The 24,757-nt window shown below is 45.8% G+C and carries 25 protein-coding genes; 12 read left to right on the top strand and 13 right to left on the bottom strand.

Features of this window, described 5'->3' with window-relative positions; translation table 11 throughout:
- Positions 1-391: 391 nt before the first annotated feature.
- On the bottom strand, positions 392-679 hold the full coding sequence (locus tag P2W70_RS24140) for a hypothetical protein (RefSeq protein ID WP_276484110.1): 288 nt from the start codon (positions 677-679) through the stop codon (positions 392-394).
- Between the two features lie 182 nt (positions 680-861).
- Here P2W70_RS24140 and P2W70_RS24135 point away from each other — a divergent pair, with 182 nt between their 5' ends.
- Entirely contained in the window at positions 862-1,113 is a 252-nt protein-coding gene (locus P2W70_RS24135; RefSeq protein ID WP_276484109.1) for a helix-turn-helix domain-containing protein, read from the top strand.
- Here the strand turns inward: P2W70_RS24135 and P2W70_RS24130 are convergent.
- Both P2W70_RS24130 and P2W70_RS24125 read right to left on the bottom strand, forming a co-directional pair.
- On the bottom strand, positions 1,110-1,520 hold the full coding sequence (locus P2W70_RS24130) for a hypothetical protein (protein WP_276484108.1): 411 nt from the start codon (positions 1,518-1,520) through the stop codon (positions 1,110-1,112). The genes P2W70_RS24135 and P2W70_RS24130 overlap by 4 nt on opposite strands.
- 985 nt (positions 1,521-2,505) lie before the next feature.
- Positions 2,506-3,099, bottom strand: a complete 594-nt coding sequence (locus P2W70_RS24125) for a Crp/Fnr family transcriptional regulator (protein WP_276484107.1) — start codon at positions 3,097-3,099, stop codon at positions 2,506-2,508.
- A gap of 355 nt (positions 3,100-3,454) precedes the next feature.
- Here P2W70_RS24125 and P2W70_RS24120 point away from each other — a divergent pair, with 355 nt between their 5' ends.
- The 5 genes from P2W70_RS24120 to P2W70_RS24100 all read left to right on the top strand — a co-directional run bounded on the left by P2W70_RS24120 (position 3,455) and on the right by P2W70_RS24100 (position 7,780).
- Positions 3,455-4,291, top strand: coding sequence for an RteC domain-containing protein (locus tag P2W70_RS24120; protein ID WP_276484106.1), 837 nt, complete (start codon positions 3,455-3,457; stop codon positions 4,289-4,291).
- A gap of 30 nt (positions 4,292-4,321) precedes the next feature.
- Positions 4,322-5,200, top strand: coding sequence for a hypothetical protein (locus tag P2W70_RS24115; protein WP_276484105.1), 879 nt, complete (start codon positions 4,322-4,324; stop codon positions 5,198-5,200).
- Between the two features lie 205 nt (positions 5,201-5,405).
- Positions 5,406-6,386 carry a hypothetical protein gene (locus P2W70_RS24110; RefSeq protein ID WP_276484104.1) on the top strand — a complete coding sequence of 327 codons (981 nt, stop codon included), beginning with the start codon at positions 5,406-5,408 and terminating at the stop codon, positions 6,384-6,386.
- Between the two features lie 443 nt (positions 6,387-6,829).
- The gene (locus P2W70_RS24105; RefSeq protein WP_276484103.1) at positions 6,830-7,045 is read left to right on the top strand and encodes a hypothetical protein; all 216 of its coding nucleotides are present in this window, start codon (positions 6,830-6,832) and stop codon (positions 7,043-7,045) included.
- Between the two features lie 75 nt (positions 7,046-7,120).
- Positions 7,121-7,780 carry a hypothetical protein gene (locus P2W70_RS24100; protein WP_276484102.1) on the top strand — a complete coding sequence of 220 codons (660 nt, stop codon included), beginning with the start codon at positions 7,121-7,123 and terminating at the stop codon, positions 7,778-7,780.
- A gap of 412 nt (positions 7,781-8,192) precedes the next feature.
- Here the strand turns inward: P2W70_RS24100 and P2W70_RS24095 are convergent, their stop codons facing one another.
- Genes P2W70_RS24095 through P2W70_RS34480 form a run of 3 tightly spaced genes read right to left on the bottom strand, consistent with a single transcriptional unit; the run spans position 8,193 to position 9,783 of the window.
- The gene (locus tag P2W70_RS24095; protein WP_276484101.1) at positions 8,193-9,134 is read right to left on the bottom strand and encodes a hypothetical protein; all 942 of its coding nucleotides are present in this window, start codon (positions 9,132-9,134) and stop codon (positions 8,193-8,195) included.
- 27 nt (positions 9,135-9,161) lie between these two features.
- A complete protein-coding gene (locus tag P2W70_RS24090; protein WP_276484100.1) occupies positions 9,162-9,542 on the bottom strand; it encodes a hypothetical protein in 381 nt (126 codons plus the stop codon).
- A 52-nt stretch (positions 9,543-9,594) separates the two neighbouring features.
- On the bottom strand, positions 9,595-9,783 hold the full coding sequence (locus P2W70_RS34480) for a type II toxin-antitoxin system HicA family toxin (protein WP_420832399.1): 189 nt from the start codon (positions 9,781-9,783) through the stop codon (positions 9,595-9,597).
- 257 nt (positions 9,784-10,040) lie between these two features.
- Here P2W70_RS34480 and P2W70_RS24085 point away from each other — a divergent pair, with 257 nt between their 5' ends.
- Both P2W70_RS24085 and P2W70_RS24080 read left to right on the top strand, forming a co-directional pair.
- Positions 10,041-11,075: a hypothetical protein gene (locus P2W70_RS24085; RefSeq protein ID WP_276484099.1), complete on the top strand. Its 1,035-nt coding sequence runs from the start codon at positions 10,041-10,043 to the stop codon at positions 11,073-11,075.
- A gap of 27 nt (positions 11,076-11,102) precedes the next feature.
- Positions 11,103-11,918, top strand: a complete 816-nt coding sequence (locus P2W70_RS24080) for a hypothetical protein (RefSeq protein WP_276484098.1) — start codon at positions 11,103-11,105, stop codon at positions 11,916-11,918.
- Positions 11,919-11,993: 75 nt separating this feature from the next.
- On the opposite strand, the gene P2W70_RS24075 is transcribed toward P2W70_RS24080, so the two are convergent.
- On the bottom strand, positions 11,994-12,860 hold the full coding sequence (locus P2W70_RS24075) for a DUF5677 domain-containing protein (protein ID WP_276484097.1): 867 nt from the start codon (positions 12,858-12,860) through the stop codon (positions 11,994-11,996).
- 861 nt (positions 12,861-13,721) lie between these two features.
- Between P2W70_RS24075 and P2W70_RS24070 the strand changes: the two genes are divergently transcribed.
- The gene (locus tag P2W70_RS24070) at positions 13,722-16,136 is read left to right on the top strand and encodes an outer membrane beta-barrel protein (protein ID WP_276484096.1); all 2,415 of its coding nucleotides are present in this window, start codon (positions 13,722-13,724) and stop codon (positions 16,134-16,136) included.
- A 3-nt stretch (positions 16,137-16,139) separates the two neighbouring features.
- On the opposite strand, the gene P2W70_RS24065 is transcribed toward P2W70_RS24070, so the two are convergent.
- Positions 16,140-17,429, bottom strand: coding sequence for a nucleoside hydrolase-like domain-containing protein (locus tag P2W70_RS24065; RefSeq protein ID WP_276484095.1), 1,290 nt, complete (start codon positions 17,427-17,429; stop codon positions 16,140-16,142).
- 361 nt (positions 17,430-17,790) lie between these two features.
- Between P2W70_RS24065 and P2W70_RS24060 the strand changes: the two genes are divergently transcribed.
- On the top strand, positions 17,791-18,456 hold the full coding sequence (locus tag P2W70_RS24060) for a hypothetical protein (protein WP_276484094.1): 666 nt from the start codon (positions 17,791-17,793) through the stop codon (positions 18,454-18,456).
- 5 nt (positions 18,457-18,461) lie between these two features.
- On the opposite strand, the gene P2W70_RS24055 is transcribed toward P2W70_RS24060, so the two are convergent.
- The gene (locus P2W70_RS24055; protein ID WP_276484093.1) at positions 18,462-19,163 is read right to left on the bottom strand and encodes a LytR/AlgR family response regulator transcription factor; all 702 of its coding nucleotides are present in this window, start codon (positions 19,161-19,163) and stop codon (positions 18,462-18,464) included.
- On the bottom strand, positions 19,160-20,206 hold the full coding sequence (locus tag P2W70_RS24050) for a sensor histidine kinase (protein WP_276484092.1): 1,047 nt from the start codon (positions 20,204-20,206) through the stop codon (positions 19,160-19,162). The genes P2W70_RS24055 and P2W70_RS24050 overlap by 4 nt, the downstream gene beginning before the upstream one ends.
- 201 nt (positions 20,207-20,407) lie before the next feature.
- Between P2W70_RS24050 and P2W70_RS24045 the strand changes: the two genes are divergently transcribed.
- Positions 20,408-21,241 carry a hypothetical protein gene (locus P2W70_RS24045; protein ID WP_276484091.1) on the top strand — a complete coding sequence of 278 codons (834 nt, stop codon included), beginning with the start codon at positions 20,408-20,410 and terminating at the stop codon, positions 21,239-21,241.
- Complete coding sequence (locus P2W70_RS24040) at positions 21,238-22,398, top strand: acetyltransferase domain-containing protein (protein ID WP_276484090.1); 1,161 nt, start codon at positions 21,238-21,240, stop codon at positions 22,396-22,398. The genes P2W70_RS24045 and P2W70_RS24040 overlap by 4 nt, the downstream gene beginning before the upstream one ends.
- A 164-nt stretch (positions 22,399-22,562) precedes the next feature.
- On the opposite strand, the gene P2W70_RS24035 is transcribed toward P2W70_RS24040, so the two are convergent.
- From P2W70_RS24035 to P2W70_RS24025, 3 genes are all read right to left on the bottom strand, one after another.
- Positions 22,563-23,237, bottom strand: coding sequence for a hypothetical protein (locus P2W70_RS24035; RefSeq protein ID WP_276484089.1), 675 nt, complete (start codon positions 23,235-23,237; stop codon positions 22,563-22,565).
- A 21-nt stretch (positions 23,238-23,258) separates the two neighbouring features.
- Positions 23,259-23,912 (bottom strand): NADPH-dependent F420 reductase, encoded by a 654-nt coding sequence (locus tag P2W70_RS24030; protein WP_276484088.1) that lies wholly within the window; start codon positions 23,910-23,912, stop codon positions 23,259-23,261.
- Positions 23,913-24,020: 108 nt separating this feature from the next.
- Complete coding sequence (locus P2W70_RS24025) at positions 24,021-24,623, bottom strand: Crp/Fnr family transcriptional regulator (protein WP_276484087.1); 603 nt, start codon at positions 24,621-24,623, stop codon at positions 24,021-24,023.
- Positions 24,624-24,757 lie beyond the last annotated feature (134 nt).

The raw sequence follows: 24,757 nt of genomic DNA, 5'->3' as shown, positions 1-24,757 counted from the left end.
TTATTTCAAAACAGTATTGGCCTTCTCTGTTAAACCGAAGTTTATAATACTCCGAGTATAGTGAGTCATTGGGATCTTTGAAAATTAGTTTTTCCGAAATGATTTGTGCATGCACGATTTGGGTAGTCAGCAGCGAGAGGTAAATCACAATGAATCTGCAAGTCATAATAGTTATTTAGGCGTTATGCCTGTAAGGAAGGGGAGAAGGTATAACGTTTAATTAGCTTGTTAAATGTAAGGATTGAGGTGTATAGGCCCAAGTAGAATTAGGGATGCTGATTATTTTGATCGGATTAGGGTATCAGGTAAATCGAACAAAGAAACTAAGGGGTAGGCTGGCTAATTGGAATAAAAAACAAGGGGAGTTGTTTTCTGTGCGTGTAGTAGCTGGTTATCGATGTCTGGTTTTACCCTTTTGGCGACGCAGCAGGAAACTGGCTTCCGTGAATGCTTCCATTTGTTCGTACAGAAAGATGAGGTTGCTGCGCGACCGGCCATCGCGGAAATGGCTGTCGTTGGTGAGGCCGGCGGTTAGCCAGTTCCAAAGCAATGCACGAACATCGGCCAGGTGATAGTTGGTGAAGAATTCTTCGATCACTTCATTCGGTGCTGATTGTTGTTCCTCCGTGAGCCTTAGAATTGTGTTGTTGTCGGTCATAAGTTTTTTTGTTCTTTTCATATTGTACTTTTTCGAGGTAAACAGATTTTATTTATGTGCTTAAAGTTGATGCTGCCTTGGTTTTGGGGAAATGATTAAGATGGATGCATAGTTGTATATTTAGATGTATTATTATATACGGTAGGTAAATAGGTTCGGTTTTATAAAACCGAAGTATTTTCTTAATAAAAAGTTTCATATTCATGTCTTTTCCAGAAAAATTGACCTTGGAATTAATGCGATTTGGCCAACGCATTCATCAATTACGGAAACACAGGGGATTCACTTTACAAGGAATAGAGCGAGAGATTGGAATTTCCAACAGTACTTTGAGCAAAATTGAAAACGGGATGGTTAATGTAGAGTTTCAAACCATCGTAAAGATTGCTGGGGTGTTGAAGGTGGAGTTGGTGGAGCTATTTAATTATGATGGCCAGTTGCCAGAGGAAAATTAGTCACGGGTCGGTTCATGTGGTGGTTTCTTTTCGCTGCTGCTTGCCCTTTTTTTAGGCGTCTTTTTCGGCGGTTCCTGGGTCGCTATATTGCCAAGCCCCTCGGCCTTAAGTTTATTAGCAAGCGCTAACTTGGCGGCTGGGGATTTGTCGCTTAGTTCAAATTCTGCAAGTGCTAATAGCACATTTTCAAACCTGATGAATCCATTTTCGAGATAGTTGACACGTTCGGTTAGGGTAGGGGGGCTGTCTCCGGATATGGGAGATTTACCTCCGTAGTTGTCTGGCGTTTCGTTGACTACCTGGTTAGAAGCTTCGTTTTGCCTCAGCCAATTTTCTGCTTTCGCGATTAAAACGTCGATAGATTTCTCATATTTAACCTCGTCCTTCATTAGGCGGCTGTAGGTCATGCTAGTTCTTTTAAGTATATCATAGGCACTAGCTCTATTGCCGACGATCGCGACAATCTGAACAACTAATCCCTCTAATATTTTAGCCTTCGACTTCAGAATGTTACAAAATGTTATAAAAAGATTTGCTAGGTGTCATATTTGACCTATATTTGCTTTGTACTCATCCCGCATCATGCTGAAGTGTGATACCTCAGCGGCGTTTGAACACTTGGCCGGTTTATTCATCCTGCCTGGATGTGATGCGCCCATAAAGAACAGCAGCCGTTCTCAAAGCAAAGACAAACAATTCCCATTTGTCAATGACAATGCCGGTCATAGCAATATGACATTGGCAACTTACAAATTATTTGCGTAAAGCGTTGCTTTTCGTACAGGTATACTTGTCTGTAACACCAAAAAAAGCCGGCAAACTGCCGGCTTTCAGTGAAAATCTTTCATAACCACCAGTCCATACCCTATACTATGCCCGAAAAGGGCCGCCGGGCGACGGTCAGTTGCATGGCAGATTTGAACCAGCGCCCGCGCAGGCGCTTTAAAAGGCTAAATGACAATGTTAGCCGTACTTCATAATACTTCATCGTCAAGCAAGGCTGGTTTTACGGCAGCAGTTAGCCGCCGGCCAGCCACTATCGTTTGCTTAAGGCTATTCGATTCCTGATCGTACTATGCTATGGTATTCACAGTACAAGTTGATACACGATTGCTCATGTACCTGGAGCTTTAATTTTACCGGGAGAAATTCGTCAGGCGCGTCTTGTCACCTGCGCTATGCTGCTGCTTTATCACTGATGACCGGAGGTGCTATTGGCCATTTCCTGGCAAGTTAAGTAAAAAGGTCAAAAGAGACGTGAAAATAATTGGGGAAACGACGATATAAGATAGCTTTTAAATTCAACCGATGTCAAAAAATCCTACCCGAAAATTGGGTAGGCCTTTATATTTAACTGCCAAAGCAAGCAAGGGCGCATGGCCCTATTATCTGTTATTCTTTGGGAGATTGCTTCGTTTCCAACTTCCTTTGACTTTTAATATTGCTTAGGTAAGGTTCCGTAATGCGGAGATAGGATGCGAGTTGCTTTGCCGGTACGCGCGTAATCAGGTCGGGTTTTGTCTTTTCCAGCAGTTCGTAACGTTCCTGCGCCGACAGAGAAAGCATGATATTATATTGTTTCCTGCCTTCCAATTGGTACATGATGGTCAGCTTCCGGCCATGATAGTTGAATTCCATATGCTTTTCATAGATCTCCTCCAACTCATCTTTGAGGATGTAATACATTTCCGAGTCTTCCAGTGCCTGGATGTATTCGTCACTGCGCGTTTCATCGTGAAAACTTACTACCGCTGTGGCTACATCCCCTTCCTTCAGCAACCAGGTTACAATCTCTTTACCGTCTTTTTCAATGAAACAACGTAGCAGGCCTTTGGTGATAAAGCACATTTCTTTGCAAACATTCCCCGCCTTTAAAATGTACTCTCCTTTTTTAACCGTCCGGTGTTTGATGATACTTCTCAGGTCTTGTTCCAGTTCGGAGCTCATAGGTTTGATGAGATGCAGGAATGCCAACAATTGTTCCATAATTTTTTTGTTTTTGGGTGAATAAAGGTTGGTTTTGATCCTGGTAAGCGTATGTCGGTTGGAGCTTTACTAAAATAGGTAAAATAATCAAACAGCATACTTTCTTCGGATAGCAGGACTAGTGAGAACGGTTTAATATACACGCAGAATTGATCCGATTCGGGTATTAAATGCAGTACGATAATACATTTCTTACGATTTTGTAAGTTTTTGAATATTGTCTGGTCGCTACATTTGGTCATCAGCTGATTTGCTCTCTCCGGGATGTATCCTGCACATGTGGGTTGTAAAAGACGATCATTAGTAGCATGAATCGAGCCTGTTAACGGCTTTTTACTGAATTAAAACCTAACCAATGTCAAATTCCGTAGCATTGATTGAACAGCAGCTTCAATCTCTCCTGAACAGGCTGGCGGAGGTCGAGCGAAAAGAGGTTGACCTCGTCAGGCGGCTGAAAATATGTATTCGATTGTGTCATGATCTACTTTGCTCATGGCGGCACGACGTTGTCCAGAAAGGCTTTCCCGACCAACTAAGCGAGATCTATTTTTTCAAACAGGCTAAGCCGCAGGTTGCGGCCCGGTACAGGTATTACCAGCGTGTATTGCAATTAGACCTGGGTGGATGGAAAGGTATATGGAACCAGGAGCAAAGGTTGATGAAAGAAATGACATACATCGAACATGTCTTCGATCAGTACCGGTCTTTATGGGAATATTGCCAATCGGGTGCAGTACACCTGGACGAGGCCTGGTTTGTACGCGGCCATGAGCATTGGTTGCTGCATGCTGGCACCGGGCATTTCGATGAACGTTTTAGTACCCTTTGTGACGGGCAACTCGCCGAGCTGTTGGCGGCTGAAATGTATAGCCAATACATTGGCCGAAGACTGTCTGGTGATGAGGATCTTGTGGTGGCAAAGCGAACTCCGGTAGGCGTTGATGTCATCGTGTATACCGGTAGTGTAACCCTGGCGACCGCCCTGGGGTATGCTATGTGTGAGGTCAACTCTTTTAACCATGGCCAGGCTTCCCGTAATGGTGTTATGCAGCACCTGGGCAAACAATGGGGTGTGGACCTGCGTAATCACCGGCAGACCATTAACCGCCTGATTGGTCAGCAAGAGCCAGACCGGCCTATCAAAGACCTGCTAGATGGATTCAACCGCTTCCTGGACTCAAAGGACTTCTAATCTTATTATAAACAGTTAAAACATTTTTTTATGCAGGAAAATAGAGAGCAGCCCGACCGGGAGCCGTTACGCTTTACCGGCACCCAAGTTGATTTTGTAACCGTGGCACTCGCCATGGCTAAGATTATGGGAGATGTAGACGATATAGGAGAAAATATGGTGCGAGCGGGTGGTTTCGATATTTCGCCCTATCCCGATTTTAGAACGATGCGGTTGGCCTTGCAGGATCAATGCGATCCGGATGCCTTGATGGCTATGGGAAAAAAAGTGGTAAAGGAGGAACTTAATGTGATCAATGCGTTGGATGAAGCGGGCATTCCCCTGGATACAGAAACGGACGGATTGGGGCAAACAGTAGAGCTTTTCAATAGCCTTGGTTTATCTACCAAAACAATGATGCCGGTAGAGCCATCGAATAGGTTTATTAGCATGCCTGCCGCTGATAGATGGTTTATGAAAATGACCTGGCATGCTGGGCTTGCAGAGTTTACGCAGTTGGTGTTTATGATAGAGATGGCAGGTGCTATGGGCGAGGGCGATAATATATGGGATGGAGAAAAAATTTTCCATTGGTTTTGTTTAAACGTGAAAATCGATTTAGGAAGCTTTAGGGATTTTAGATCGCTTTCCGCTGTTTATCTGTCCACGTTTGATGCCGAACTGGTGACAGCAAAAACGGAGCGCTTATCGCAGGCTCATGAGGCTACACTTGGTACATATACGGGTTGCATTATCCGGCCGCTTTCCAATTATGTAAATCAGAAAGTGTTCCATGTAGAGGTGGCGAAGGCATTCGTGGAATGGCGTCCGGGAGCAGACGAGGACGCCCTTGTTTACATACTCGATGTCCTTTTTATCACCGACGACATGCTGGACGAGGTGTTGGGTAAGCCAGCAAACTTGTCGTGAGTGCGAAAATGTAACTCCGTTTATAAACGGTTTTGGCCCAGAAACTGCGTAAAGCATTGAAAACTTCGCAAAGTCAACTAAAACGCTCGATTTTCGGGCGTTTTTTTTATGCCTTGTTGCAAAAATAGTCGACCGTTTATAAACGGTATGTAAACTAATCGATCGCCGTAGATGCCGCAGCTTTGTGTTATCAAAATTGATTGATATGACAATAACAGCAAACATACCCGGCATGCAAAGTAACGCGATGACACCGCTGTTCAGCGACACTGGCAGGTTACTGGCCTGGCTGTTGCCTGCCGATGTTCTGGATATGCCCTGGCAATCCAACCCCTTACAGTGCAGTGGCAGAACAGTGCCAGAGCAGTGCCAGAACAGTGGCATGTTTACCGACTACCAGTCCGCACGAATCCAGCAAGACGCCTTGCTGCCCTTCGTTCACTACTATACCGAATTAAAGTTCTTGGTCGATCAATTATTTCCATCACGTAAAAAACGAAACATCATGGCTAATGAAGAACCCAAAGGTGTCAGCGCCGAAAGAATGGCGACTGACCCCAATTTTGAGCGCACCCGCGAAAATGCCGCGGAATTTGCAGCAGCGGGCAAAGCCGCTTACCTGTTGCGCTCTATTTTCCGCGACGTAACCGTTTATGCGAAAGACAAGATCACCCAGGCACGATTGCTCACAGTCTGTAAACGGGTATTATCTACCGACGGCGTCAGCAACCGGGGTGAGCGCAGCGTCGCCAACGGCGATCACTTGCAGTTCAAGAACTTCAACTTCAACGGGAGGGCTGGTATCCGTGATACGCTCTATGTTCGCTGTCCGGTCACCATTGACAGGGTCACTGGCAAGGCTACCGTCGCGATCCCTTCTTTTGTTCCAAAGACGATGGTTCAGGCCGCTAAAGGCACCACGCACTACAAGATCGTAGCCGGTGCCTCCGCCATCAATTTTAACACGGGCGATTCGTCTTTCATGCGGGCCGAAACGGGTCATTTGCCCTGGGATCAGCTGCCGACGGCTGCCGCCAACCTGGTGCTCGACTTTCCGCCCAACAGCCCGGATACTGTATTTGTGGCGCTGTGCGTAGAGTTTACCCAGCAAACGAACGGGCAATACTATCCGCTGAAGACGGGCCGTTCGAATGCAGCCACCATCGTGGCGGTAGATCAACCATAGTCGTAGGTAGTTATGTTATGCTCTCCCTCCGGTGCGGTGAATAGTCGAAGTTAGGGCGCACAGGCACGCCGTTGCGGCTATCCTCCTTCTATAGGAAACCAGGTCGCTGATACTACAGCGGCCCCATATCAGCCAACAAACATCGTGGACCACACGTCGCGCAACACCCAAAGGCTCGCCCAGGGGTGTAAGGGTACCGCCATGTCCCGCTATCAGGCGGATCGTCGATTGGACGGTTGTTCTTACACCCACTCATCAGCCGGGTTCTGTGTACAGGGACATAAGGCAGGAGAGGGGCGAGCAAACCGGAGAGAAATATGCTAACGAGCCAATTTGAAAATGAAGGCAAAGGACAGCAGGTGATCATGAGCGCCTGCCTCCATGCCGATCTGTATCCAGGCAATGGTCAGTAGCAATTTTTATTCACCATTCAATTATCAACAATGAGCAACATCGTAAATCGTGTAACAGGCAAAACGCCAAAATTCTTCAAATTGTTGCGTACCCTGGGCGTCGCGCTGGCTGCTGCCAGTGGTGCCTTACTCGCAGCACCCATAGAACTGCCCGAGGCAGTCAATACCCTCGCCGGCTATGTAGCCGTAGCCGGTAGTGTGATGGGAGCGGTGAGCCAGACGGCTGTGCTGAACGAAGAAGAGTAGGTAAGTTAACGGGGGCGCCCGATCTGGGTGCCTCTTTTTTTAGATCGAGGTTGCTTATATAAAAAACAAGGTACTATGAGTCAGATCAAATCATTGCACTTCTGGAACTGGTTTGAGCGGCACCAGGAATACTTCCAAAATTTCGAATCCCTTACGACGATGGATAGAGGGTATTGGTTGATGGAGCTGGAGGCGCATTTGACGGCGTATGACCGTTTTCTGCGGCCGTTGCTGTTCTTTGATGAGGGAGGCATGAAGAAGCGCTGTAAGCTGGTGGTAACGGCGGACGAACGAATAAAGTCGTTCCGGGCTGCAGACCGGCTGGTTAGTAAGGCTCCGCGCCGGGCAGGGTGGGAGATTATTGCCCTGGTACCGCCGGCGCCATTAGAGGATGGTATCGAGAGCGAGTTAGATCTGTTGGGCATTAGGCCGCAGCACCTTTGGTTTGATGTGCGGCAGCCAATGAATGAACGGAAGGAGTTTTGCGTTTTCGTCGATATTGATCCTTCGGAGACCGCCGATGTGACGAGCCTGGTCGACCATGCGGTATTCAACCTGCTGGGGGAGCGGATCTACGCCTTGTGCATCGAGCGGGTAAAGGTGGTGCGCTTTTCGGATGTGCTGCCCGAAAATAGGGCTTTCCTGGCTCCCCTGGATCAGTTGCCGGATTTTGTACAGGCGCGACGGCTATCGGGTATGGTAGTGGGTAAGAACGGCCGACTGGGCGACCGGTAGTCGTGCATTCCGGATGCGGCCAGTATATGCTCTTATCCGGTCAGGCGGCTAGGTGATTATTTTTATCGGCCTGTTAAATCTAAGTGTTTCCGTGTACCGTAGGTTATTGCATAGGATAAGGTTTAATGGTTAACGCATATGAATGGGAGCGCCCGTCTTGTTTAAGGCGGGCTTTTTGATTGTATTGGAGTGCGCTTTAGCGAAAAGTAGTTGTTGTAAAGTAAATGCAAAAAGAATTGCAGTTAGGTATAGGGGTATATGGGCTTATTGGGGTTCCGAGAATTGCCTTTGTTGGATGAAGAGGATTAAGGTGGTTTATTGGTGCCCCTGGATGAAATTCTGTTATTCCTATTAATGACTATGAAGGATTGCAAATGTTAGATGGGGAAGGGATTGGGCTTTCATATTTTTCCTAATTTAAAGTTTCGTCATTTGATGCCCAGTACCATCCTCCTATTTCTGACCTTCTTTTTAAGAGATGATATTCAGTTGAACTCCTCGGGTCTTTTCTGTTAATACGAACTTCAACTTTTTCATCTGTCTTTCTCGCCATTTCCCAATAAATCTGATCAACTTTATTAAGGAGTCGGTTTATTTGAGTGTAAAGCACAATGGTATTGTGAATGATATTTGACCATTCTTCGAAAGAAAGTACTTGTAATTGTGAGTGGGCATCTCCCTCTATATGATTGTTAAGATGAATAAAGCGTCCATGGATTGAATACCTAGAATGTGCAATCGAGTTTCTTATTTGACTGATGTAGCTATCTTGTATTATATTTGATATTACTGGATAGTATGGTTTTAATCGATCTTGAACAAGTTTTGTAAGGATTGCTGACCTTTTAAGGCCTTTGTCTGTGTTCTGAGTGCTTTGTTTGATTTTAAAGTGCCACTCGTATGGATCTCCTAAAACCAGCCTTGTTAATTGGTAAAATTTCTTTATGAAAGAGTCCATCTCCCAAATCTTTTGGTAGATTAGCATCTCTTGTTGGACTAAATATTCATCTTCTTTTAGGAGAATATCTCTTTCTGGATTAAAGTCGGCAGTATACTTTATTCTTTCTAAATATTCTTTATTGTTTTCCTCTGATAAATTTCGTTTGAGGTAGGTTCCAATAAAATCATTATGCGCCCGTTCAGAGTGGCCCTCAACACCTGGACCAATTACATAAGGACTTTGTTTTTTGGGGAGATTGTTCCATTTGTGAACTTCTTCGTGGTAAAAGCCGTTTTCTGATACCAATAATAGGTCGCCAGTGTGAGTTTGATTACTCCATGCGTCGAGGTGCAAGCGGTCAAATTCGGGTTGCAGAGCTACGGTTATTTCATTAAGTATTTGGAGGAAAAGCATAATTTTTAATCGATTGATTCAATTTGACTATTTGCCATATACATGAACTGACAAGAGGTCTTTACCAAGCTTATGAATGGTCATTTCGATTTTTTTTGCTTGAAGTTCAGATGCATGTTTTACTCCGCTGACGTACGAGCGCAGCAAGCTTGCATTAATTCCCGCTAAGGAGGCTACATTTGATATTTTTAGATAACTAAATTGTTCAAATAAGGCTGATAAGTCATACTTGAATTCAAATTTTAGCTCCTTTGGATCAATGCCGTGGTATTTTTTTAAAAGCTTTCTAAAGTTTTTTTCAAGATCTTCGAGCGACTCTGCTTCATCAATCACCAAATTATTTTCGTAGTTGATGCGCCCTAAAAAACCGGTGTCGGCCTTTTCGATAATTAAGGTTAACTTTTTCATATCTTTTCCAAATTTTAAAGGGTAGATATAAAAGCCCATTGGGCATGCAAGACTAAAATTTTAGTCTTGCATGCTTGGCAATGGCACTCAATGTACCTGGCTTTAGGTCCTTTTTTCCGTGTCGCGGAATCGTGACCTTGCCTGGAATCTTTTCGTGAGTCATGTGGACATGACCGCCTTCTTGATTCTTGATTCTCCATCCAGCGTCTCTAAGACGCTTTACTACTTGTTTGAAAGTCATAGTAAGACGATTTTTGGTATTAAAAGTGGCCTGATAAATCAGGCTCAGATCAACCTCCTTTGTTGAAGGAGGTATGCGGTTGTATAATCCGGGAGTTAGCGTTATCCCAGACTTCCTAACCGTATGGGTATTCCATAAGTAGGAATGTCCATATTTTACCTTGCCGTCGGATGAATATCAAAGAACTTTACAAAGGTAGCAAAAATGCAACCTAATTTCCAAATTTATTTTATCTTTGTAAAAACGCGTTTTTCAATATGTTATATATAGAAAAGGGTGCAAGGGTCCCACTTCCGCGTAAGTACCGACCGATTAATAATACGTCAGCTCATATTTATGACCAACTAGTAGCTATTATTAAAGATGATCTTTTTAAGTCGTTTGGAGAGGTTGAGTTAGATCACTTATTAATGGATGAATTTGATGTCAGTCGTGAAAGTGTCCTTGATTTTCTCGTTCGCAATGGAGACAAAGTTGTTGTTAGAGAAGTGCTTATTAAGAGAATTGCCTCTGGAGTTATTGCCGATCTTGCAAATTTTGTATACGAATCAATTAGCGCGGCTAAGAGAGGGAAATTGACGGTGGCATATGCGCTTTTACGTAAGCCGTTTACAGACGAGTTGCTAATTTTAGAGCGGTTATTAACTGAAAGTGATAAGTTCATAGATGAATTCTATTATGACCGAAAGGGTGATGAGAAATATGATCCGGTTGATTTTAGAAACAGAAAATCTGATATTAAAACAATAATTAACGATTCCGTATTTAAGATAAATTCTGAATTGTACAGTTCGGATTTATTGTATAAACTTAGGTATGACGGCGAGAGTCATGCTGGTATATATGGCGAATCCCAGAGAGCTCTACACATCGTGACTAATGGCAATGGTTATGCAACTGAAATGCGTAACCTCAATTTTGTTTTTTCTAACGAAAATGACATGGATTCTCAGTGGAAGCATTTTTATTTTGTTATGCCTTACTTGTTAATCTACACCTGTAGCGTAGTTGATTGTATTTACGCTTTGTATTTGAAAACAGATCAGCAGCAACATGCCTTTAACTCTAGGAGTATAAAACGATTCTTTGGAATTATTCAATGGTTAAATCAATCCAATTGGAATAAGGACAAAGAGAGGTTATCAGTAGGCAGAAAAATCAGAAAGTTATTGAAACACAAATGCGATTGTTGTAACCATATCAACTCTGTAGATAAATACGATATGGATCTTTACTTCGAGGCCGAACTGTTGATTTGTAAAAAGTGTTTCCGTCCCTATTCGCTACAATAGCATATTTTAACTCTAAAAATTTATTTTATGAGTCAAAAAAAGACTGTCAATGGATTTGATAAATTGGTGGAAAGTTTAGTATCTGAATTTTTAAAGGTTCCAAGTTTTAAATTATTGCAAGATACCGAAGATGGAAAGAAGATGTTTAATATGATTATGTTCCGTGTATCTGATATTTCATCTTATAGGGATTTGATTTGTAACCAGTTTATACCTGTGGTAAATAAAACAATAGTATTGGCAAGGCAGGATGTTAGAGCTTCAAGGTATAAAGAGTTTTTGAATGAGAAGGAAATTGCGTTCGAAGAAACCTTACATGATGTTATTAGGTTGGCTTATGTTGGGTTGTTTCATAAGTTAGAAGCATTTATGGAGGATTTATTGAAGGTGCCTGAATATCTATTTTTCGATTTGCTTAATAAGGACGTGTCGGTTGATAAATGGGTAAATGATAAGTATGGATTTAAGTTTAAAGATTGGAGAAGGTTTTATATCACTAATAGGGTGAATTGGATTTGCAATTGCGTGAAGCACTATGACGGATTTCCATTAAAAGTTCCCAAGCCTGCTGGATTTGAGTTTCATTCTGAGAATAAAAGGCTAGTGCTGACAAGAGAAAATTTTAGGAAGGATTGTGACGAGTTGCTTAAGTTTTACCCCCTTTTTATTCAGACAGTTATAGTGCTATGTATGACAAAAATGATATTTGATACTTTCCAGTCAAGCAATGGGCTAGGAGTAATGATCCCTGATGAGCAAGCGCATTTGGGGAAGATGGATAATTTGGCAAGAAAGTTTATGCAATCATTGGAGTCTTTGGATAAGAATAATTATTCACACTAAATTGACTTGTTCTTGGGCAGCTGCATTTGTTGAATTTGTAGTTTGTGTACGAGAATGTAAAATTTGCCCAAGTTGTTAGGGGATTTCATTTTTTATTACACGGAAAATAGCCTTTGTTAAGGTATTTGGCGGCTTGATATTCAATTGGCTAAAAGTTACTAATTCTGGCCAGTCTATTTGTTTGTACACTTCTTCTAACGTGGATAACTGTTTTTTGATTTTAGGTGGTAAATCTAAAAAAGGCTCAAATTTTATGGTCTCGTAAATAAATAAGTATGTTGAATAGAAGACTCCAAACGAGTAGTAGTGTTTGTAGTCGTGTTCATGCGAGTAATTTGCTTCAATTGTTCTCTCTTTTTTATCTAATTTCCCCCAACCCATTGACAATAGAGTGAATATATCAAAGTGAACGGCTTTAGAAGTTGAGTGGTATATGAAAGAGTACAAATCTTTTAGGCCTACACGTTTTGCCATGGTGTAGACCTTGGGGAGTTTTGCATTTTCGAAGTCGTGCCCTGCCCTTCTATATTCATCTAGAATAATCTGGATGTCCCCATGATTAAGGGGGGGCGCTACAATTTGCCCTTTATTGTATTTGCTGAAGAAGCCGGCCTGTGCTTTTGTTGAAAGTTTAAGTTCCTCATGTCTTTTCGTAACTATGAGGTAGTTTTGTTTGGCCTTACTCTGTGTTATCAGATAAGATATTGCTATCAGGTCTTCACAGATGCCTCTTAGCATTGGTAGTTGAAAAAACGATGGTTTTAGGTCGGTCATTTGGCACATGTATCGTACAAAATCGTAAGCTTTTGCGTATGCGCTAATGACAATTGCTCTTGATGGAATATCTGTATGTTTGGAAGGCGGGCATTGCCTTAGTATATCAATTTCTGATTCGAATGATTTGAAGATATTTTCAATTTCAAAAGCAAATTCGGGGCGCATTGAGATTGTTTTTATTTGAAGTTTTAGTAGATTCCGTCATTGAAGCTTTTAATGAGCTTACTAATCTATTGCTGATTGGATTTTGTCCTACTGCGCTCGAATATATATAATCGCATAGAAAATAGATGCGTAAAGTCTATTTCTTTTTATACGAAAACAGTGCTGAGGCTAATAAAACATTGCTGCTGTTCTATACTTTAGGAACATAACTACTCCTTTATTTTCTTAACTACAAGTCTTTAAGGAATTTGACGGTTTATCTTGTCTGGGTTCTTATTGCGTTAGCTCATTTGTTTGGATATTTTCAACTTAGGGATGATCCCGCATTGCAGAATGTGCGGGGACATGCGGCGACCGCATTACGAAATACGATCATCTTGCTGCTGTTGTTCCAGGTTTTAAGAATCGTTAGTGTTAATACGCAGAAGCGAGAGCTGGTTGCTCCGACAAGAGGCGGAAAGACTGATATCTTCGACGAGAGAAACATAACTGTCATTGACTTCCTCCTCTTTGCGGTGTATTTTGCGACAGCCATTCTTTTAAGTATTTAATGTGGTAATGTTATCCAGGTTGTAAATTTTGGGGCGATCCCGGTAAAACTGAACTGGTTTAGTTCCAGTTCGCCTCCAACTTACTTCATCTACTCACTTCCCCGCCCAAACTGCACACTTACTCATTGCCACCCGCCCAGCGGCAGATTGTTTTGGACATTCCTACAGCATCTCCTAAATTAGCGTTCATAACAGTACCCGGCATCAATAGCCGAATTGCTGTGGGAACCCGTAATTGTGTAAACTTTATTCCTGATTGAAAAACAAGGAAGGCCTGACCTAGCAAGGCGGCCTTCAAGACTCGGATTATATGCCTGGCCCCAAACTAACCGTACTGCTGCTGTGCTCCCTCGTGAGTCAATACCTGCAAGCCCAGTTTACTGTTGGCGTCACGGTATTGGACAGCCTTCACCATCCCATCGAATTTGTCACCGTCAGCCTGTTCAAAGATACAGCGCTCGTCAAAACCGCACTCAGCGACAAGCAGGGACGCGTCCAATTTAGCCATACAATGGCCGGGAGCTACCGCATCAGCAGCTCTCATATCAATTATCTTCCCCAAGACACTTTATTGACTGTTTCGAAGCATGTGGAGCTCAAATTCGTGCTTGCTGCCCAGGACAAAAGTCTCACAGCAGTGGCCGTCACCGCCCGCAAACCACTCATTGAACGGAAGACCGACCGCTTTGTCGTCAACGTTGCCAAGCGCATCGCCGGTGCCGCCAATGCCTGGGACGTATTGGGAAAGTCCCCCATGATCTCCGTCAAAGAACCCAGTACGATCGCATTGGCGGGGTCTGGCGTCATGGTGCAATTGAATGGCAGGATCTTGAAAATGCCCGCCGAAGCGCAGGCTGCCTACCTGAAAGGCATATCGGCTGAATCGGTCGACAAGATCGAAATCCTGACCACGCCCTCCAGCGAATATGACGCCGACACCCGGGGCGGCATTATCAATATTATCCTCAAGAAACCGGTATCGGATGGCTGGCTGGGAGGGGTTCAACTCAGCACCACCCAACTAACCTACAACAACCAATCATTCAGCGCCAATGCAGAATATCAACAAAAGAAACTCACCCTGTACGGCTTTGTCAATGCCTCCAACGCTCATTTCCTGAGCTGGCAAAAGCTGTACAATGATTATTCCTTCGAGCGCCCAAACCCGACTGTGAGTAACCAGGAAATCCATGTAGACCGGGAAGCCAAGGAAAAAGCACTCTCCGGTAACCTGGGAATGGACTATGCTTTCAACCGCAACAGCCAACTGGGTTTTGTCGTAGACTATTCTGTGCGGGATATGGACAGGACTACCATAGCGCCTACCTGGTTCCTGTCTCCCGCCTCAGGCGCCATCGACTCTATCAACCGGTCGACCGGTGGCAACTCGGAGTTGGCGAAGTATGTCAATGCCGATTTGTTGTACAAGATCAGGCTCGATAGTACGGGGCAGTCGTTGAAGTTTCAGACCTCCGGCTATCGGTTCAAAGAACACCGGGACGGTCAGTTGAATACCCTTTTCAAACAAGCGGAAGGGACTGGCGAGCTATTCCGTAGCCGGTTTAGGAACATGCTGCCGCTGTCTATATGGAATTACACGGCCAATGTCGATTATATCTACCCCTGGCAGCGAGGCCGGTTTCAACTGGATATGGGCCTCAAATACGGCAGCACCAGGAATAGTGGTGATATCAGCTTCGATAACTGGAATGGCTCGGGGTATGAACCCGATATACAGGAAAGTCAGGCTTTCCTGTACCGGGAGCATATCTATGCAGCCTATGGGTCGTTCGTGCACAAGGTCAGCGGCCGGCTACACTATAAACTGGGCCTGCGCCTGGAACAAACCCGAACGCTGAACAGAAATGATGCGGCCTCGACGGAGAACCGCTACACCAACCTCTTTCCCAATGCCTTTGTCTTTTATTCCCTCCATGCCGATCATCAATTGAGCTATGCTTTTACGAGTCAGCTGCAGCGGCCTTCTTTCTTTGATGTGAACCCGTTCAAGATATACAGCACCGACAGGCTATACTTGACCGGCGATCCATTCCTGCAGCCTTCCCGGCGCTATCGCAACGAGATTACCTATACCTTGCAGAACAGGCATATTTTCCAGCTCATCTATAGCGATACGAGAAATCGGATATCAACGCAAACAATCGTTGATCCAGAAGGTAAGTTGCACGTACAGAAGGGCAATTTTTCCAATTCCCGTGTGGTATCTTTTGTATCGTCGCTGAACCCCGAATTTTTCCCCTGTCTCACGACTTCTTTTGATCTGTACGCCGGCCTGGTCCAGTACAAAGGGAGCGTGGCTGGATTTCCGATCAATCAGCAAACGGCCTATGTGACCGCCAGCATGAACACTGCTGCCACCATCAAGCCGTTGTGGAGCCTGGTGGCGGGTGTAGACGTGTTTGAAGTAGCGCCCTTTTACAGCGATAATACCTATGTGAAAAACCAGGTAATTGTGAATGGTTTCCTTTCTAAACGGCTGGGGCAATCCTGGAGGTTCACCTTCGCGGTCAATGATGTCTTCCATACGGCCTTTGACCGTACCAGTACGTTGTTTGAACAAACGGAACTAAGAGAACGGTACTACCATGAAACGAGTAGGGGTGTACGATTCTCCATTGCCTATAATTTCCAGCACAAAGTAAAGAACAGTAACATTAACGAGAAGGCTAGCAATAGCGAGGAAAAGAGAAGGGTGGGGAAGTAAGGTCTACTTCAGCCAGGCCAGCCGCTTCGCCCAATCCAGTAAAACCTCGTTGCGCCATTTGGAGACCGTTTTGCCTCCCTGTATCTTACCATCGTAGTAAGCTGTAGCGGATTTATCGGTATACCAGTTGCGGCCCAATTGGTAATCGGTAGCGTGGCGCTTGCCTGGCCAGGCATTGGTGACCACCAACACACCCGTTTGTGCGGCAAATCCCTGTATGGTGGATACTATACGATAGTTGACGACCTCCGCCTGCTTGGGAATGTAATGCAGTGCATATTGGCCATTGCCCCGGTAGTAGCCCGCCCATTTCTGCACCACATTTTTGTACGTTGTTTCCATATAGAAACAAATGGAGTCGGCCGGTATTTCAATGGCCGGACCTTTCAAGTTAAACTCTACGATCGTACAATATGATACCGTGTCTTTGGCAGTGGTTACCCGATCATACACCACCCGTGGACTGTAACTGAATGGCTCAAAACTGCCACCCCAGCTTTCCCGCCCGGGGTTATTGGGGTCTCCATCCATCATGTACAGCAGCGACGGCGTATCGCCCATCTTCACCACGCCATCGTAGTAGCTTTTAAAGTCGGCCCCGAGGTGGCCAGCCCCTTTTATATATTTATCGTAGTAGCCTGAATTATCGACGCTGTCGATGTACTCCGTTTTCGAGAAGAAACCATAATAGGAAGCGTTGACCTCGATAAACCAAAGCCCCGGAAAGTTCTTCACGATATAGGCATAGCTATTGGCACTCCATTTTTTATTGGGACCACCAATCCAGTACACTTTTATATTACGCTGGATGGTCGGGTCATCGTGCAAGGCCTGCGCCACATCTTCCAATCCGCCCCACACCAATACCCACAAAGGTTGCTTGCTTTTCTTCTTCGCACAGTTAATGATCCAGTTGGAGCCCTCTGTAGCCGTTGTGTAACCTACATAAGGTGCAGCACCCTTCTTTCCCTGTTTGGTAACAGACCGTAATTGAGCCGGCTGCGCCATAGCTGGCTGGTGCTGCTGCAATTTGGGGAGGTCTTTTTCGTACAGGTCGATCATGCGGAAGATCTCTGCGGTACTTCCGCTACCATAGGAAGGAGAAGACACCAGGCCCTCAATGGTGAATTTGTCGCTGTACATCAGCAAATGCGCCATCGACTGGTTATCGTCTGGATCGGTGCCTCCAATATCTGTACTGATCAATACGCGGGGTTTCACGGGCACAGGCTTTTGTGCCTGTAAGAGCAGCACAGTAAGTATTAGCGAGGCAAGCAATGTTAGTTTTTTCATATTCGATACTTTTCAGCCAGACGGCGTTGACTATTTTTTCGACCTGGTATTGGTGGTAAGTAGTCCAATACATGCCTCTGCTTCGTGTTTGCCGTTTAAAATTAGTGGTCTGCTTTTGCGAATGTTTATTTAGGGGCTGTTTTATTTACGCAAACGTTCCCAGTTGGAGATTGTGGTACTGTCGGAGAATAAAAAATGATGTGTAGGAAAGTGATAGTGGGAGAGCCGGTATATTCTCTTTGTGTCGCATAGTCTGGATAAGAGGAGGGTGGGGGAGCAGAGGGGGGAGGTACTATGTCCAGTGGATTATTTCGGTTATGACGTTTGGTTGTAATGTTGTAATATAGTGTTTTCTATAATCATGAAATTTTATCTTCAGTCAGCCACGATATTAGCATGTACACTTGTTTGCGTAGCTTCAATGGCACAGGCTCGGCGAGTAAACGCAGTCGACGAAACGTTTGCGCAGTCCTTATTGAAGTCTGGCGTAGATACGGTGCTTATTTATAGGCCCTATTCGTTTTACGGCAGCGGCATGATTTCTGATTCGTCTGTCCTGGAGGATATTAGTTATATTTTTTCAAAAAAAACCGGCATGCTTGTAGTCGAACGGCTGACTTCGGAATACAGCGATGGCTATCGGCCGATTTCGACTCACAAGGTTGTTGCTAAAAAGGATTCACTCCAAATATTTGATTTTTTAGGCAGTAATTTTAGATCCATTTTTGCAGATACCTTGTTGCCTGGCATGGTTAAATACCCCATTGATGGGAGGGATACCTTGGTACGATGGCTTGGATCACATGCACAATACATCGGGTTGGTTGTGTTGACGAAAGCAGGTAGGCACGCAAATGGTTTCTTTAATGATGACCTCTGTGATGGTGTTATCCGGAATGAGGATGGCAGCGTAAGAGTGAAGTTTGAGAGCATCAATTATACATATAATTTATCGACTTCGATCTATAAAATCACTTCCCTGTTGAAGCAACAGATATCAGCAATCACGGATGTTTATGGCTATTAAAAGCGTCACCCCACCACCTTCTTCATAAACTCATTCTTGAACACCCGGCCGATAGGAAGCGGAGTGCCACCAATGATGACCTGGTCGGCCTGAATGCGCTCGATCTTGTCCAGGGCGATGAGGAAGGACTTATGTATGCGGGCAAACTTACCCTCGGGCAGCTTGTCTTCCATATAACTGATGCGCTCCGAAGCCACCAGCACCCGCTGCGTGGTGTGGACCTTGGTGAAGTCCTTCAGCCCTTCGATATAAAGGATGTCCCGCAGATATACCTTCACCTGCCCTTTACCAACCTTCAGGAAGATATACGCCGCATCAAAGCTGTTGGGCGCCTCAGGCTTTTCAACCGGCGCATGGTTGTAATAATTGAACCGTGAGATGGCCTTCATGAACCGCTCCTGCGTGATCGGCTTCACCAGGTAGTCCATCACATCCAACTCAAAGGCCTCCACGGCATATTCGCGGTAGGCGGTGGTGAGTATCACTTTTGGGCATACCTTCAGCGAGCGGATCAATTCCAGGCCCGTGAGCCGCGGCATCTGGATATCGAGAAACAACAGGTCGACCGTATGCTTCTGCAAAAAGCTGAAACCGTCCAGGGCATTGTCAAACGAAGCCACCACCTCGAAGTCCTGGAGGTTGGCCAGGTGTAAGGCGATCAACTCCCGCGCTGGCTGCTCATCGTCGATAATGACACAGGTTATCATCCGGCTGTCTTAATTTTTAGTATGACCAGGTACGCATGCGGCTCGGCCACGATCTTCAATTCATGGGTGTCGGGATACAACAGCTGCAGTCGTTTCTCCACATTCCTGATGCCCAGTCCGCCGGGCTGCGGCTCTGTGGTGGTTGACTTTTCCTCTACACTGTTTTCAATCTTCACCGAAAAACTGCCCGGCTGCCGTGCCACGTCTACCCGTATCCAGCCTTCGCCTATCGAGCTGGCAATGCCATGTTTAAAGCTGTTCTCGATCAGGGGCAACAGGAGGAGGGGTGGTATATAAAGATCGGTCAAATCATCGTATATATTGATGGAGGCATCGAGCTTGTTGCCATACCGGTTCTTTTGCAGCTCGATATAATGCCGCAGGTAGGCGATCTCGGAATTCAACGATACAAAGTCCTGCCGGGCCTCGTACAGGTTGTAATTCAAAAAGCTCGAAAGATGGGCCACCAGTTTGGCCGTGTCGGGGCTCGTCTTCAGCGCGGTAGCATAAATATTGTTCAGTGCATTGAAAATGAAATGCGGCTGCACCTGCGATTTCAGCAACTCCAGCTCGGCCATGGTTTTCTCCTGCAACAGGTTTTGTGCCCGCTCTTTCTCTTCGTACCAGGATTTGACAAAATAAAACAACGCATATACGCCCGTGATGACGTAGAGATTGAAGATCTCGACGATCATCTTCCCAAACGAATACAAGGGTACCTGTTGGGCAAAAGGGGCATACCGCGGATAGAGCACGTAGTAATTGAAATGCCGCCTGATCAACAGCAGGACGAGTGACAGGGAGATCTGCAAAACCCAGAACTGCCAGTGCTTTCCGGGAAGGTAGAATTTTTTGATCAACACATGCACGGTGATCCAGGCCACAAGGAAGGATAAAGGCAAGGCCATGCACGCGTTCAGGAAATACAGCCTGTATTGACCCGACAGGGCTGCCAGGCCAAACCATTCATACAGGAAGTAGACCGTCCAGAAGGCCGTGTTGAAAATGATTTCCCGCTGCTGCTTTGTTGGTAACCGATCCACTTCCCCTTTTTGTAAACAAACATAGGCATTATTGCACAGCCTGTAGGGGGCAGGGGGCTTTTGTCTTGTTGATCCAGGTGTCTTTTCGACCAACACCGTTCTTTTCAGACAAACTGCTATCGACGGGTTCACCGGGTGTTGACCGAATAACAGCGGCGATCATTCATTTTGGTCAATACATTTGATGGCATAAGTATAGCCATGAATTATCTGATTAAAATGGGTAGAGCATTTTATGCGCTGGCGCTGATCGTGTACGGAATCCAGCAATGTTATTTTAGCAGCTTCCGGAATGTGTTCGTATCTCCCTATCAGCAATACCTGCCCTGGCTGCCATTGTGGGCCTGGTTATTTGGCGGGTACCTGATCGCATCGGGCCTATCGATATTGACTGGTAGGCGGGGAAAGGAGGCAGCCTTACTGGGAGGGGCTGTTTTCCTTTTTTTGTTCCTGAGCACGCAGCTTACGTATCAACTGATATCCGAGCCCAACAAGATCTATCACCTGGGCTTGTGGGTGAATCAGTTTAAGGAGTTGGCTTTGAGTGGCGGCGCTTTCGTGGTGGCTGGCTCTTTTTCCGAGGGAGCGTCGGATAACAGGTTCTACGCGCTGCTGAACAAACTGGTGCCGTATGGCAACTTGCTATTCCTGTTTACGATTACGGTGTTTGGCATGGGGCATATCATCTATGCGGAGCTGATGCCAAACGCTGTGCCGGCCTGGTTTTCGGACAGGCTATTCTGGATCTACTTCACAGGGATACTACTCGTTGGGGCAGGCATTACCATAGGGTTTGGCATTCGGTTGCGGGTAGTGGCGCTGTTGCTGTCGGTCATGATCTTTTTGTGGTTCTGGATCATTCATGTGCCGGGTGCTATCGGTGATCCCATAGCACGCAGGGGCGAGTACCCGGCCAGTGCGGCTGATGCCCTGGCTTTTTCCGGTGTTGCCTTACTGATTGCCTTCACCATGCCCCGGCAACAATGGGTAAGCGATATTGAAAACTGGGGTCGATCACTAAAACAACCTTTATGAAACGGATCTATACGATCGATGTTATGCGTGGTATTGTAATGGTGATCATGACGCTGGACCATGTCAGGGATCTGTTGCATACCACCTCCATGGACTTTCAGCCTACAGACCTTACGAAGACCGACCCCGCGTTGTTCTTTACCCGCTGGGTGACACATTTATGTGCGCCTACGTTTGTGTTCCTGTCGGGTGTCTCGGCATTCCTATCCCTGCAACGAAGCACGGATAAAGCCGCTGCCAGGCGCTTTCTCGCGAAACGAGGTTTGTGGCTGATCGTGATAGACCTGACGCTGGTCAACTTTGGTATTTGGTTCGATGTACATTTTCAGGTCTTCATCTTTAATGTAGTGGCTGCTATTGGCTTTGGGTTGGTGATGCTGGCATTGCTGGCCGGTTTCCAGGTAAGAACGATTGCGATCATTGGTCTCTCCATAGTGTTCCTGCACAACCTGTCGCCGCTGGTGCCGTTTGGTGAGGCATCGGTGTTCACGCAAGTCCTGATGCCGTTCTTTGCCCCGCAGGCTTTTCCATTGCCGGGCGATCGCGTGTTTATCGTTGGCTATGCTCCCATTCCGTGGACGGGCGTTTTGCTGGTGGGCTACGCGGTGGGGAAGGTATTTGGGTGGGAAGCTGGGCGGCAGCGTCGTTTCTTTGGGCAGGCAGGTGTGGGGGCCATCGGATTGTTCCTGGTATTGCGGCTGATCAACGTGTACGGTGATGGCGCACCGTGGGCTGTACAAAAGAGCAGCCTGTTCACATTCTTTTCCTTTATCAACCTCACCAAGTATCCGCCATCGCTACAATTCTGCCTGTTGTTCCTGGGTATTTTGTGCTTGTTGCTGGCAGCCTTGCAGGGAGCCAGTCGCCCGTGGATGGAGCGAGTGGCTGTTTATGGAAAGGTGCCCTTGTTTTATTTCATCGTTCATTTTTACCTGATACACCTGCTGCTTTTTGTGATGGTATGGGCGCAGGGATTTGGCCCTGCGGATATGGTCTTTGGGTCCAACTTCGGCCGGCCCAAGTCGGGCAGTGGTTTGCCGTTATGGGCAATCTATCTCGTGTGGGTGGGGGTAGTGATCGTATTGTATCCATTGTGTACATGGTATGGTGCGTATAAGGAAAAGAATAAAGGCAAGGCTTGGCTGCGGTATCTGTAGCGGCAAATATACTTTGGGTTGTGGTAGATGTTGTTGGGGCTCATCAGTTGGGAATTGAGTTACAAGGCGGGGCAATCCATTGACTGCCCTTTCCTGAAATTGCCAATTGCGTGCCTGGATGTAGAATGCAGGGCTGAGGGTGACAATATGGGTAGAAAAGCGTATTAATCCTGCCGGGTGATCTTTACGTCAGAAAAATAACCTTCAGTGCCTATGTCAACCCACAAACCAATTGTGCCAGATAGATCCGCTCCCAGTTTCAAGTCGTTCACGATCAGCACGGGCTGTTTACTATTGTTCAGATACAACTGTGCCTTCATGCCCTTGACAACGATCTTCAGCGATATCCACTCATTGAGGCCCATGTCTGCATAAGACTCATACTCGCCGGGGTTCTCTTTTCTAAACCGCTCGAATGTATAACCCGGATAGGAGAAATATTGAATAGACCGGTTTCTTCTAAGCTGGTTATCGGCCCTTCCATTAGTAGGGCGTATGTAGATACACTCGAACTTATTAACGCTATCACAAACCCGGAAGGCGATGCCGATAAATCCTCTGGCCATGGCTGGTGCATTTGGCAATAGTCTGCTGAGTACCCTGGCTTCGATTATCCCGTCCTTAAACGTGACACCCTTCAGTAAGGCAAAAGTTGGTTCGTCAAATCCCGTCACCGAAGAATCTTTGATGACTTTTGCCACATTCTTCCCATCCAGCATTGTTGCCTGTACTATAGCACCAACGGGCAACAGATTGCTTTTGTCCAGCCTCACCGTTTGTGCAAACAGTCCCCCAAGCAGGCAGCTGCAAAAGGATAAAACAAACACAACTTTTTTCATACATCATGATTTGAAGAGTGACTAGATCTTATCGGCCACTTCGACCTTGGTAGTGACCTTACCCAGTGCGCCGAACTCGTGCAGTTCACCAAAAACTTCGATACGGATGGATTGATCTATGCCGCCCACACGCAATGGTTCGAATCCCGTGTTCTGTATGAGTGTTTCGATAGTCGCATTGATGTTGGTATCGTCTGTGGCATAAAAGAGGACTGCGGGTACGGGTTGTTGAAATGCGGCAGTGGAGAGGGAGCCTGCACCCAGCGTTCCCAATGCTTTGGCTAATTTTGCACCTTTGGGCAACAAATTAGCAATGATCTCTCCGGCTGATTCTTTTTCACCGATTATTTTTTTAAATCCGCCTTTTTCGTCTGGAGCTATCGGATTGGAGGGATCAACGATAATCTTGCCTTCCAGCGCCATGCTATAGGTGTTCAGCAGTTCTTTGATAACATCGAACCATACCGCCAATACGATAACATCGGCTGCCCCGATGGCCTGTGGGATATCCAGCGGGGTGGCCAGGCTTCCCAGTTTGGCGGCGAGTTCGTTGCGTTTTTGCTCGTTGCGGTCTGCAACAATAATTGCTCTGTTACCTTTCACCAGGTTCGTTGCAACGGCCGCACCTATATTTCCTAATCCGATGACTGCTACTTTTACATTTTGGGTTGACATGTCTATTTCTTTAGTTTGAATGATTGATTATCAGTGCAAACTTACGGTCGCGGGGCAGGGTACTCCAATGACCTGGTTCAAGAAATAGTCTTGATGTAGTTCAAGTTTTCAGGGGTTGCCGGCTTTTGTTCGCCGGTTTCTCAGCCTGCTCAGAAACTCTGCGCTTATACCCAGGAAGGACGCAATTTGTACCTGCGGAAGGCGGCCTAAAAGATGAGGGTATATCTCTTGGAATGAGCGGTATCTTTCTTCTGCGGTGGAACTAATATTTTGCAGCAACCGTTCCTGCAGTCTGACATAGCTATTTTCTATGAGCACACGGAATATCCGGTCAAACTTTGGCGCTTTGAGATACAGTGAAATCAAATCTTCCCGGCTTATTTGAAATACCACCGTGTCTTCGAGGGCATCAATATTCAATAGCGATGGTTGGGTGCCATGGAAACTGGCGATATCAGCTATCCAATTGTTTTCGGCACTGAATTGAAGAATATGGGTATTGCCTTTGTCGTCGACCTTATACATTCTCAGACAGCCTCTTAATACAAAGTAAAAATGTGTGCAGGTATTGCCCTCCTGTAACACGTACTGCCTTTTTCTGAATAGTCTGGGATGGAATCTGGCGAGCACGAGTTCCTTTTCCGGTTGGTTCAACGGAATAAGACGGTCAAAATAATCCAACAAAGGTTCTGCCGACTGATCGGGCAACAAGTGTTTCGTCATTTGCCCTAAAGATAGGCCTAGATCCTGACATGGCTGAAGAGGAGTGATTTGCAGGACCTACCTACTTTTTGGGTATAATGTACCGTTTTTGCGGGACAAGCTAGGCAAACCTTTTACGGCAT

It is taken from the genome of Paraflavitalea pollutisoli, assembly GCF_029360705.1.
In the GTDB taxonomy this organism is placed as follows: Bacteria; Bacteroidota; Bacteroidia; order Chitinophagales; family Chitinophagaceae; genus Paraflavitalea; species Paraflavitalea pollutisoli.
The sequence above is the reverse complement of the archived record's forward strand: the minus strand, read 5'-3'. Positions and strand labels throughout refer to the sequence as shown.